Source organism: Pantoea sp. CTOTU50773 (assembly GCF_032082325.1).
GTDB lineage: Bacteria > Pseudomonadota > Gammaproteobacteria > Enterobacterales > Enterobacteriaceae > Pantoea > Pantoea communis.
In genome coordinates this window covers 1-11913 of the sequence record NZ_DAMDQC010000133.1, presented here as the reverse complement: position 1 = coordinate 11913, position 11913 = coordinate 1, and the positions used below count along the sequence as shown (strand labels likewise).

11 protein-coding genes are annotated in these 11913 nt (G+C 55.0%); 4 read left to right on the top strand and 7 right to left on the bottom strand.

Annotation, left to right across the window (positions count from 1 at the left end; all coding sequences use genetic code 11):
• From RT340_RS17755 to RT340_RS17725, 7 genes are all read right to left on the bottom strand, one after another.
• On the bottom strand, nt 1-713 hold a 713-nt coding region (locus tag RT340_RS17755; RefSeq protein WP_313377395.1), incomplete at its 3' end, for a UvrD-helicase domain-containing protein.
• Between the two features lie 175 nt (nt 714-888).
• Nucleotides 889-1605 carry a 5-amino-6-(5-phospho-D-ribitylamino)uracil phosphatase YigB gene (gene yigB / locus RT340_RS17750; RefSeq protein ID WP_058960364.1) on the bottom strand — a complete coding sequence of 239 codons (717 nt, stop codon included), beginning with the start codon at nt 1603-1605 and terminating at the stop codon, nt 889-891.
• Nucleotides 1602-2513 carry a tyrosine recombinase XerC gene (gene xerC / locus RT340_RS17745; protein WP_058960365.1) on the bottom strand — a complete coding sequence of 304 codons (912 nt, stop codon included), beginning with the start codon at nt 2511-2513 and terminating at the stop codon, nt 1602-1604. The genes yigB and xerC overlap by 4 nt, the downstream gene beginning before the upstream one ends.
• Nucleotides 2510-3214: a DUF484 domain-containing protein gene (locus RT340_RS17740; RefSeq protein ID WP_313377394.1), complete on the bottom strand. Its 705-nt coding sequence runs from the start codon at nt 3212-3214 to the stop codon at nt 2510-2512. Before RT340_RS17740 ends, xerC begins: the two co-directional genes overlap by 4 nt.
• Nucleotides 3211-4035 carry a diaminopimelate epimerase gene (gene dapF / locus RT340_RS17735; protein WP_058960398.1) on the bottom strand — a complete coding sequence of 275 codons (825 nt, stop codon included), beginning with the start codon at nt 4033-4035 and terminating at the stop codon, nt 3211-3213. Before dapF ends, RT340_RS17740 begins: the two co-directional genes overlap by 4 nt.
• A 29-nt stretch (nt 4036-4064) precedes the next feature.
• Nucleotides 4065-4268 (bottom strand): LPS translocon maturation chaperone LptM, encoded by a 204-nt coding sequence (lptM, locus tag RT340_RS17730; protein WP_097118519.1) that lies wholly within the window; start codon nt 4266-4268, stop codon nt 4065-4067.
• Between the two features lie 135 nt (nt 4269-4403).
• Entirely contained in the window at nt 4404-6965 is a 2562-nt protein-coding gene (locus tag RT340_RS17725; protein ID WP_097118518.1) for a class I adenylate cyclase, read from the bottom strand.
• A gap of 312 nt (nt 6966-7277) precedes the next feature.
• On the opposite strand from RT340_RS17725, the gene hemC reads away from it, so the two are divergent.
• From hemC to hemY, 4 genes are read left to right on the top strand one after another with little or no spacing between them, the layout of a single operon-like run.
• Nucleotides 7278-8219 (top strand): hydroxymethylbilane synthase, encoded by a 942-nt coding sequence (gene hemC / locus RT340_RS17720; RefSeq protein WP_313377393.1) that lies wholly within the window; start codon nt 7278-7280, stop codon nt 8217-8219.
• Nucleotides 8216-8956, top strand: coding sequence for a uroporphyrinogen-III synthase (gene hemD, locus RT340_RS17715; RefSeq protein ID WP_034827859.1), 741 nt, complete (start codon nt 8216-8218; stop codon nt 8954-8956). The genes hemC and hemD overlap by 4 nt, the downstream gene beginning before the upstream one ends.
• A 23-nt stretch (nt 8957-8979) precedes the next feature.
• On the top strand, nt 8980-10110 hold the full coding sequence (gene hemX, locus RT340_RS17710; protein ID WP_034827857.1) for a uroporphyrinogen-III C-methyltransferase: 1131 nt from the start codon (nt 8980-8982) through the stop codon (nt 10108-10110).
• Nucleotides 10111-10112: 2 nt separating this feature from the next.
• Nucleotides 10113-11309: a protoheme IX biogenesis protein HemY gene (gene hemY, locus RT340_RS17705; RefSeq protein ID WP_313377392.1), complete on the top strand. Its 1197-nt coding sequence runs from the start codon at nt 10113-10115 to the stop codon at nt 11307-11309.
• The last annotated feature ends 604 nt before the right edge of the window (nt 11310-11913 follow it).

Genomic DNA, 11913 nt, shown 5'->3' with positions numbered 1-11913 from the left:
CCCGCCAGCATACGGATCCACGCGTACTGGATGTTGTTCGTATCCTGGAATTCGTCCACCAGCACGTTGCTAAAACGCTCGCGGTAATGATTCAGGATATGCGGCTTGTTCAGCCACAGCTCATGCGCACGCAGCAGCAGTTCGGCAAAATCCACTAAGCCCGCGCGATCGCAAGCCTCCTGATAAGCCTGATAGATGCGCAGCCAGGTTTGTTCAATCGGATTACCGTAGCTTTCGATGTGTTTTGGACGCAGCCCTTCATCTTTTTTGCCGTTGATGTACCACATGCCCTGGCGTGCAGGCCACTGTTTCTCATCAAGGTTCATGGCTTTGATCAGACGCTTGAGCAGGCGCAGCTGATCGTCGCTATCGAGAATCTGGAAATCCTGCGGCAGATTGGCATCAAGATGATGGGCACGCAGTAAACGGTGCGCCAGTCCGTGGAAGGTGCCAATCCACATACCGCCCTGACTGGTGCCGATCAGTTGATCGATACGATGGCGCATTTCAGCCGCCGCTTTGTTGGTAAAGGTCACCGCCATGATCGAGTAAGGCGAGCAATTCTCTACCGACAGCAGCCAGGCAATGCGATGCACCAGCACGCGCGTTTTGCCACTGCCTGCCCCGGCCAGCACCAGCAGATTGCTGCGCGGCGCGGCGACCGCCTCGCGCTGTTTGTCATTCAAGCCGTTAAGCAGATCAGAAACGTCCATAAGCACCGTTTTGCCAAAATAATAAAAGGAGGATTGAGAAATGCGGTTTCTCAGCATTCAGTCAACGCACCATTTGTAGCGGCGCTATTCATCGCAAAATGAAGGGTGCCGCTACGATTTGTGCGTCAGGAAATGCCTGCCATCATCCAGCCATTAGCTGGATGAACATACAGCATTATAGCAGCGAGGTCAGCGATGCCAACTGATGAATTTCGACGTGCGGCAGCAAACGCGCATCATCAATCTTCATCAGATTGCCATCGCGCAGGTTGATCCAGCAGGCTTGCATGCCCGCGTTTATTGAACCGACCACATCGGTGGTGAGATCGTCGCCCACATGAAGAATATGCTCAGGTGCGATGTTCAAACGCTCAGCCGCCAGCTGATACATATCCTGCCACGGCTTAGCACGGCCGTGCGGGCCGGCGCGCAGGGCGAACTGGAAGTAGTGGTTGATCCCCAGCTTTTCCGGACAGGCATTGCCGTTAGTGATCGCCACCAGCGGGACGCGCTCGCCCAGCCACGTCAGCGTTTGGTGCGTTTCATCCGGCATCTCGACTTCGCTGCGCCACTGATGGAATACACCCATCACTTCGCTGGCACCGGCGCGGGCTTCAGCAGCGGATAAGCCGATATTGATCATTGCCAGCTCAACCGAGCGGCGGCGCCACTCAGACACGTCGTGGTAAATTTCCGGCTCACGCGCCAGCAGTTCGTCACGCAGCGCCTGATAATCAGCGGGGGTGAATTCACGCAATGCCGGATGGAAGGCCTGCAACGCGGCGTGGGATTCGGCAGTGGTTTTACGGATCACCGGATGGTTGTCATACAGCGTATCGTCGAGATCGAAAGTGATCGCTTTGATCGGGCCCAGCGGGCGGTAGAACTTCATTCAGACTTTCCTCGTTTAGCACGTGGATGCGCCGCGTCGTACACGGTCGCCAGATGCTGGAAATCGAGATGGGTATAGATTTGCGTGGTCGACAGATTAGCGTGCCCGAGCAGTTCCTGCACCGCACGCAGATCGCCACTCGATTCGAGCAAATGGGTCGCAAACGAGTGACGCAGTTTATGCGGATGAATATGGTTGGCCACGCCCTGCTTAATGCCCCACTCGGCAAAGCGCTTTTGCACGTTACGCGCTGAAATACGCGTGCCGCGACTGGAAACAAACATCGCATCATCCTGCGGCGCGAAGCTTGCACGCAGTGGCAGCCAGTGTTGCAGCCAGGTCACCGCCGTGCCACCAATCGGCACACGTCGCTCTTTACTGCCTTTCCCCAACACCCACACTTCACCGGCGTCGAGATCGACATGACGACAATCCATGCCCACCAGCTCCGACAAACGTAAACCGCCGCCGTACATGGTCTCCAGCATCGCGCGGTCGCGCACCGCCAGCGGATCGTTCAGGTCGATTTCCAGCAGCTGGTTAACCTCGTCGACATCCATATTTTTTGGCAGATGACGAGCATTGCGCGGCGTGGAGATGCCTTTGGCCGGATTGGCGCTTAGCATCCCCTGGCTGACCTGCCAGTCAAGAAAACTGCGCAGTGCTGACATACGTAATGCCAGACTGCTGGGCCCGAGTCCGGCACGACGGCTGCGAGCCGCCAACTGACGAACCTGTGCGGGCTCCAGTTGTGCCCATGAGGCGATCTTCATCTCATCGGCCATCGCGGTCATCGTCTGCAACTGGCGGGTGTAATTCTTTTGCGTCAACGGGCTGAGCTGGCGTTCGACTTTCAGATAACGCAGAAAGCCCTCAACGGCTGGCTGCAACGGGCTGACGTCACTCATGCGCGTTCAATCCAGCGAGACAGCAGATCCGGCAGCATTTGCGCCAGATGCTGTAACAGCAAAGTGCCCATGCCCGCTTGATAATGCTGGTTGTCGCGGCTGCTGAAAATTAGCACGCCAAGCTCGCCGCGTTCGCCCATCAGCGACATCGCCACCGACCCGATGGCTTTCGCCTGAGGCAACAACAGCAGTAACTCCGGGCCATTCAGGCTGCCAAGGTAATGATGTTCAGCACCAAAGCGTTGAATACGCAGCGGCTCAAAAGCCTGACGAGAAAGACCCAACTGGGTGAAATCAGAAGGTGCGCCGATGTGCCAATGGTCGTTGAACATCCGCACATTGGCGCCGGCCAGACCCAACTCACGCGCCCAACGGTGCAGACGCGTTAACATTTCCTGCAGGCTGTCCGCCGCGGCAAGATGGCCTTGTAACCCCAGCAGACGATCGAACAGTTGATGGTTGGCCGTAGCCTGCTCCATCAACAGCGTGATTTCCTCTTCCAGCTGCTGGATGTGGTTGCGCTGACGCGCCATGTGCCACTCTACCAGCGACACGCTGCCGCGCACCGGGTGCGGCACCATCATCTGTTCAACCTGGCGCGCATTGCGAATAAAGAAATCGGGGTTCTGGCGCAGGAAGGCGCTTACCGACTGATCGTCCAGCAAAACCGCGCTGTCGGTTTGCTCTTCGACATTTTTCATAGATGAATAAACCCATCGTAGACGTGTGTGGCTGGCCCGGTCATAAACAGCGGCTGACCCACTCCTTTCCAGGCGATATGCAGCGTTCCGCCAGGCAAATCAACGCGAACTTTTTCCGCCAGAATGCCTTGCTGAATGCCGCAGGCAACGGCTGCGCAAGCGCCGCTGCCACAGGCCTGGGTTTCACCCGCGCCGCGTTCATACACGCGCAGACGAATGTGTTCAGGATTAACCACTTCCATAAAGCCCACGTTGACGCGCTCGGGGAAGCGTTCGTGGCTTTCCAGCAGCGGACCGAGGGTTTCCACGGCGGCCGTTTTCACACTCTCAACCTGAATCACACAGTGCGGGTTGCCCATCGACACCGCACCAAACATCACGGTCTGCTCCGCAACACGTTGCAGATACAGGCTTTCCGCTTTATTGGCGCGCAGCGGCACCTGTTGCGGATCGAAGTTGGGTTCACCCATGTTGACACGTACCAGCTCATCGCTGGTCACGCTCAGCACCATACGCCCGGTTTGCGTACTCACGCGGATGTCGCTTTTGTTGGTCAGCCCTTTCAGGCGCACAAAGCGAGCGAAACAGCGTGCACCGTTACCGCACTGAGCCACTTCGCTGCCATCGGCGTTGAAAATTCGGTAATGAAAATCGAGATCCGGATCGTAAGGCGGTTCGACGATCAGCAGCTGATCGAAACCGATCCCCAGATGCCGATCCGCCAGACGGCGAATCAGTTCCGGCGAAAAAAAGACGTTTTGCGTCACAGCATCCACAACCATGAAATCGTTGCCGAGACCGTGCATTTTCGAGAACTGCATTTTCTGCTCCGCCGGATTACTCATAGAGATTAGTTCGCCTGTGAACCCGATTTGCTGGTGACCAAACCGTTAACGTCAGCATCCTGCGCCGCTTTTTGCTGCTGTTGGGTGACCTGCTGGTTTTGTTTGGTCGGCTGATCTTTGGGCGGGAAATACAGCGGTCCTTTCAGGCCACAGCCTGCGAGGCTGACCAGTGCCAGCGCGATACCCAGCTGACTTATCATGTGTCTCATTCTGTCTGCTCTTCCTGTCCTTAAGCCTTGGCTGCTTATCATCGCAGTTGACGTTGTAAAAGCAACAGGAAATACCCGCAAATCCGGGCGCATGTCAGAGGAAAAGCCAATCCCACCGCGCGAACGCAGGCGGGATCAATGCATTTGGTAGCGCGGCTGGAAATCGCCGTTGTCGTTATCGGGCTGCGTCGCACAGAGCTGTGTCAGCGTCTGGCTGCGGAATGGAATCACCTGGAAGCGATCGCCCGCGTGCACAATCTGGTAGAACTGCGGCAGGTTGAAGTTGATAAAGCTGGAGCCATAGGTGAATCGATCATGCGACGAGGAGTAAAAACGGCTCACATCACGCACCAACTCTTCTTTGCTGCCTTCACAATGGTGATAAACCTCAACGCGATTGGTTTCGTCGAGTATATAGATGTTGAAGCCGCGATCGTCATTGGTGTCTTCAAAGAAGAACTGAATGATGCCTTCGCTGGCATAGCCGTTCACCACCGGCGGTAATGGCGTTTGATTCGATTCCACTTTGATCGATAAACCGTGCAGCTTGTTGTTGGAAATCGCGCCGTAGAACTCCACCGCATTTTCCAGTTTCTGCACCGAGACGCTCATGCGTTCGAAGAACAAGCCCCACGTCTGGCCCGCCATTCGCAGCGCTTTAAAGCGGCCTGGCTCCTGACGGGTACTCGACAGACGCAGCTCAATACACTCAGACACCAGCTGCTGTACGCGGGTACGAATCAAACCGCGCAGATGCTGGCTGTAGCAGAACACTTCCACCGTATCCGGCGGTGCGGCGTCCTGATGCATTTTGCCGAGAATGGTTTTCAGCGCTTCGATCATCGCCTGCTCACCGCTGAAGTGCAGCGTACGCACTTCATTCCATGAGTTGCGGTACAGCAGATCAATGCTACCAATCAGGCACTGTTGCTGCTGGCCGAAGCTGAACACATCCAGCTTGCGGAAATCAAAGTGCACCACCTGATTGCGGAAGGCGGAGGTCGGATCGTGTTCGAGGTTAACGATAATCGCCAGATGACGGATTTCGCACGGGCTGTACAACGCTTTTGGCGTCGGCGCAGGTACACGCAGCGGGAAGTGGCTCGACACATCGTTCACCAACTCCTGCAAACGCGGCAGATCGCAGAATTCGTTGCCCTTCATATGTAAACGCGTTTTGCTGGTCAGCAAACCGTTGAACCACGCCCACGCCACTAACTTGTTCAGGTAGCGGTTATATTCCAGCGGCTGATGGCTGATGATCGAACTCATGTCCGGCGACTGGTTGTAAAGATACCAACCGGCGCGATTGGCGCGACCTTCCGGCACATGAATAAAGGTCAGATTATCTTCCGACAGGTCAGGCGAAATCTGTGGGTTCACCAGCGTCACTTTGCCCGGCAACGCTTCAAACGCGGCATACAGTTTACGCGTCAGCACGCCGATATCCTGCGGGCTGGCACTGACGCTTAAATTGTTACGACGGGCAAAACGGATCAGGTTGCGATAGCTCTGCATCATCGCATCCAGCAACTCGTTGTGCGCTTCACGCACACGCTCAATTTTCCACTGGGCGCGGTTATCCAATACCGCAATTTTCTCTTCATCCCAACCCCACTCTTTCACCAGCTGCGAAAGAATCTCGCGACGCCAGCCTGAGCGGTGATGGTGGTGATCGTCACTCGAGAGCTTCTCACACACTTTTAAATAGAAACATCGACGCACCAAATCAAGGCGCGCCATGTCATCGACGCTGGTCAGATAGCGCGTCACGCGCTCCAGCATCATGCAATAAGGGTCGAGACCGAAGCAGACAATTTCGCCATCGTGCAGGCGCTGTTTGATATCCATCGCCAGCAATTGCGTGTTCGGGTATTCCCAGCTGTACGCTTCTAACAACAGGGTTTTCAGCACCGCTTTGTACGGTGAATCGATGCTTTTATACAGCTGCCACAAGCTGGCCCCGAAGTACTCTTCGGCTGACAGCGTGCCGAGGCCGCCGAGATCCAGCCACTCATTCGGCGTCAACACGCCTTGTGAATAGAGTGACATCACGTAATCGTCGTAATGGTGCTCTTCTTCGCCGGGCACCATGTTCCACAGGATGCGTTTACCGGCCATACGCACAGCGGTACGGTAGAACTCATCCAGCAGCAAAATATGTTGGGTAGAACCGCAGTCTTCACCACCGAGGCTGCCGCTCTCATTGTGGCGGAAACGATTCTCGTCGATCAGGAAGAAACTGACTTCCACACCCATCGACACACACCATTTCTGCAACAGGGTACACTTGCGCTGCAGATTGAGGCGCTCTTCATTATCTAACCAGGATTGGTGACACACCCAGATGTCGAGATCGGACACGCTGTTCTGACCGACGGACGAGGTACTGCCCATCGAGTAAATGCCGGTAATCGGACGTTCACCTTTGACCGCAGTGCTGAGATCCAGAGACTGATCGCCTGCCAACTGTTGCAACAAATGCTGTTGGTTTTCATCAGGCGTGAAGAAGCTGACGCCGTGGGGAACGCTACCGTCAAGGTAGCCCGGCATCAGCGGGTGATGATAGTGCAGTAATGTTGGCAGCAGACTGTAGACTTGCTGGAAGGCAGGTCCCATAGCAGCCAGTGCGCGATCAACGCGCAGCTGGTTAATTGCATCCAGTCTCTGTTTCAGTGTCTCAATGTAGAGGTACAAGACGTTTCGCCTGATTGTCCCAGTGTTAAGCACCCTGTTTCCAAAACCTGCCGCTTAATAATAAAGATGTTGGGCAAATTATTGCTGGAAACGTGATCAATCTAACACCTGGAGGATTGACCGTAAAGAAAGTTGCGCTACATGACAGTTTAGCACGTTCCCCATGTAGCCCTGCTTTTTCGGACTTAGACGTCAGAAAATGACGCAATAATGCGTAACAACTGACATCGAGGCCTTTTCAATCCGTTGAAACTGACAGCATTCCCCTATCAATGATAGGATAATCGATGAACGATCAAAATGGTTAACAGCATGTTAAACAAAATTTTCAGAATTGCTACCAGACAAAGTCCCCTTGCTTTATGGCAGGCACAATATGTCCAACAACGCCTGATGGCAGCACATCCGGGCGTGCAGGTTGAGCTGGTGCCGATGGTCACCAAAGGCGACATCATCCTCGACACACCGCTCGCTAAAGTCGGTGGAAAAGGCCTGTTTGTCAAAGAGCTTGAACTGGCAATGCTGGAAAACCGTGCCGATCTTGCGGTGCACTCCATGAAGGATGTGCCGGTGGATTTCCCGGAAGGCCTGGGCCTCGTCACCATCTGCGAGCGTGAAGACCCGCGTGATGCCTTCGTTTCCAACCTGTATAACAGCATTGATGAACTGCCACAGGGCGCGATTGTGGGGACCTCCAGTCTGCGTCGTCAGTGTCAGCTCAGCGCGCGTCGTCCCGATCTGATCATACGTTCGTTACGCGGGAACGTGGGCACCCGTTTAGGTAAGCTGGATGCCGGAGAATATGACGCCATTATTCTGGCCGCGGCAGGCCTGAAGCGCTTGAACCTCGACGACCGCATTCGTCAGGCGATGCCCGCTGAAATCTTGCTGCCCGCCGTGGGCCAGGGCGCCGTCGGCATCGAATGTCGCCTTGATGATCACGAACTGATTACCTTATTGCAGGCGCTGAATCACGACGACACCGATGTTTGTGTGCGCGCTGAACGCGCGATGAACACACGCCTCGAAGGCGGTTGTCAGGTACCGATCGGCAGCTTTGCCGTGCTGGAAGATAATCAGCTATGGTTACGTGGCTTAGTCGGCTCACCGGATGGCCAGCAAATGGTGGTAGGTGAACGCCGTGGTCCGCGCGAAAACGCCGTGCAAATGGGGATTTCCCTGGCAGAAGAGCTGCTGGATGGCGGCGCCCGCGACATTCTGCGCGACGTTTATCAGGGGCAAACACCCGCATGACCATTCTCGTGACCCGCCCGGAACCCGCTGCCAGTGAACTGGTTTCGCGTCTGCGAACCCAGGGAAAACTGGCGTGGACTCTACCGCTGATTGAATTCACGCCGGGTCGCGATCTGCAACAATTGCCGCAAAAACTGGCGGCTTTACGGCCGGGCGATCTGGTGTTTCTGCTGTCACAGCAGGTGGTGCTGTTTGCCCATCCAGCGCTACAGCAGAGTGCCCTCACCTGGCCCGAAACACTCGACTACTATGCTATAGGGCGCAGCACCGCGCTGGCACTGCATACCGTCAGTCATCTGAAAGTAGACTATCCTCATGCGCGGGAGACCAGCGAAGAGTTAGTGCGCCTCAACCGTCTGCAACAGGTAAAAGGCAAGCGTGCGCTGATTTTGCGCGGCAGCCCAGGCCGTGAGTTACTGGCTGAAACCCTGCTGGAACGCGGCGCCGAGGTGGAATACTGCGAGTGCTATCAACGGTGTGAAAAGTATTATGAGGGCGCGATTGAGGGCCGTCGCTGGCGCGATCGTGGAATTACCACGCTGGTGGTCACCAGCGGTGAGATGTTACAACAACTCTTTGCACTGTTTCCGCCAATCGATCGTCGGGAATGGTTATTGCACTGTCGACTGGTGGTCGTCAGTGAACGTTTGGCTACTCAGGCCGCCGAATTAGGCTGGCAGGATATTGAGGTAGCCGATGGTGCTGATAACGATGCGCTGCTGCGCGCGTTACGCTGAACTTAACAATGGGATGAGCCATAATGACGGAACAAAAAGCCTCCTCCGCCATGGTTGAAGAAACCACCCCTGCGGACACTTCCCCCACGCCAGACGGTAAAAAGCCTCGCGATAAAAAAAGCGATGGCAAAGTACTGAGTGCGGTGGCGATTGTGATTGCGCTGGCGATTGGTGCGGGACTTTACCTCAATGGGAAACATCAGGCCGATTTACAGGCTCAGACAAACCAGAACCTGAGTGAACAGCTGAGCGCCCTGCAGCAGCAACTGGGCAGCGACAAACAACAGCTGACGCAACAACTGGACACCGCGAACACAGCGTTGCAGGAAGCGCGTACCCAGCAGGACAACAGCGCCAAAGAGCTGGAAACCCTGCGCGATAAAGTCGCGACGATCTCCGGCAATGACACCCGCACCTGGCTGCTGGCGCAAGCGGATTATCTCGTAAAACTGGCGGGCCGCAAGCTGTGGAGCGATCAGGATGTCACCACCGCCGCCGCGCTGTTGAAAAGCGCCGATACCAGCCTGGCCGATATGAATGACCCGAGCGTGATGAACGTGCGTCGTGCCTTAACGCAGGACATCAGTTCTCTCTCAACGGTGAGCCAGGTCGATTACGATGGCATCATCCTCAAACTCAATCAGTTGTCGAACGGCGTCGATAATCTGCGTCTGGCTGACAATGACAGTGATGATTCACCGATGGATGCCGATGGCGGAGAGCTTTCCAGCTCGCTGCACGAATGGCGTCAAAACCTGGTGAAGAGCTGGCATAACTTTATGGATGATTTCATTACCATCCGCCGCCGTGATAACACCGCACAGCCGCTACTGGCACCGAATCAGGACGTTTACCTGCGTGAAAACATTCGTTCACGTCTGCTGATTGCCGCCCAGGCTGTGCCACGTCATCAGGATGAAATCTACAAACAGTCGATTGATGCGGTCTCAACCTGGGTGCGCGCCTGGTATGACACCAACGACGCTGCCACCAAAGCCTTCCTCGCACAACTGGATGAGCTGAGTCAGCAAAACATCTCAATGGATGTGCCGGATACGCTGGAAAGTCAGGCGCTGCTGGAAAAATTGATGCAGACGCGCGTGCGCAACCTGCTGGCACAGCCATCGGTTCCGGCTGATCAACAGGGAGGCTAAGCATGCTGAAAGTATTGGTGCTTTTCCTGCTGCTGATCGCAGGCGTGGTATTGGGGCCGATGATTGCCGGCCACCAGGGCTACGTGCTGATTCAGACTGATAACTGGAACGTGGAAACCAGCGTTACGGGACTGGCAATCATCCTGATTCTCAGTCTGCTGGTGATTCTGTTCATTGAATGGATTTTACGCCGCGTATTCCGCACCGGTGCACGCACGCGTGGTTGGTTCACTGGACGTAAACGCCGCAGCGCACAGCGTCACACGCAGAGCGCTCTGATGAAGCTGGCGGAAGGTGATTACAAGCAAGTTGAAAAACTGCTGTCGAAGAATGCCGATCACGCCGATCAGCCGGTGGCTAACTATCTGCTGGCAGCCGAAGCGGCGCAGCAGCGTGGTGACGAAGTGCGTGCCAATCAACATCTGGAACGTGCGTCTGAGCTGTCCGAGAACGACACCATTCCGGTTGAAATCACCCGCGTACGCCTGCAACTGGCACGTAATGAAGATCACGCCGCCCGTCATGGCATTGACCGATTGCTGGAAGTCGCACCGCGTCATCCGGAAGTGCTGCGTCTGGCTGAACAGGCTTATATTCGCACCGGCGCATGGGGCGCGTTGCTGGATATTCTGCCCTCCATGCAGAAATCACAGGTTAACGATGAAGCCCATCGTGAGGCGCTACAACAGCAAGCCTGGCTAGGCATGATGAATCAGGCCATGGCCGATCAAGGCAGCGAAGGCCTGAAGAAGTGGTGGCAAAACCAGAGCCGTAAAACGCGTCAGGAAACGGCGCTGCAGGTGGCGATGGCGGAACATCTGATTGAGTGTGATGACCCTGATACTGCACAAAGAATCGTGCTGGAAGGATTGAAGCGCCAGTATGACGATCGCCTGGTGCTGTTAATGCCACGCATTAAAAGTGGCGATCCGCAATCGCTGGAGAAAGCGCTGCGCCAGCAAATCAAACAACATGGCGCAACGCCGCTGTTGCACAGCACCTTGGGCCAGATGCTGATGCGCCACGGTGAGTGGCAACAGGCCGCTGAAGCTTTCCAGCAGGCACTGGCACAACGCCCTGATGCTTTTGATTATGCCTGGTTGGCCGATGTCTATGATCGCCTGCATCGCCCCGAGGACGCTGCTCAAATGCGCCGTGAAGGTCTGCTTCTTACCTTAAAAACGAATCCAAACGCTTGATTTAACGATTGTTACTTTTGTGCACGCCGGGCTTGTCCCGGCTTTTTTTTGCCTGAAGAGTAGCGGCGTGAGGGTAAATCGCAGATAAAAAAACACCTGCCATAAGCAGGTGTAAGATCAGGTCGTTCAGACAACTGATGGTATCCGACTCAACGTAATGTCCTTCTTACTGCAGTAAAGCGTGCGCAATAACTGCCAGGCTGGACAACGGATACCGTAAGGGGCTCTGCATCATTCCCAGGTTTATGTAGCATCAGCAAACATAAGAGGTGGAATGAGCATCTACAGGATTATTATTGCATAAGCCGTGCCAGAATTGCAGATTCAGAGATAAGTTATTTTAAATCAGAAAGATAACCGTGCGGCCTCACTTCAGGCTGAGAAGTGCGCCGTTATTTCGCAACACTCCCCTCAATAACTGTCTCCTCTCAACGACAACCAATGCAAGGAACTGTCAGTCCATTTAATATCAATGGGTTATGAGTCTCATTATGACGACAACAGCCGGTGGTGTGATTTAAGAAGCCGCATGGTGTTGAGAAGCCGGGATGCTGAGTTGCTGAGTTGCTGAGTTGCTGAGTTGCTGAGTTGCTGAGTTGCTGAG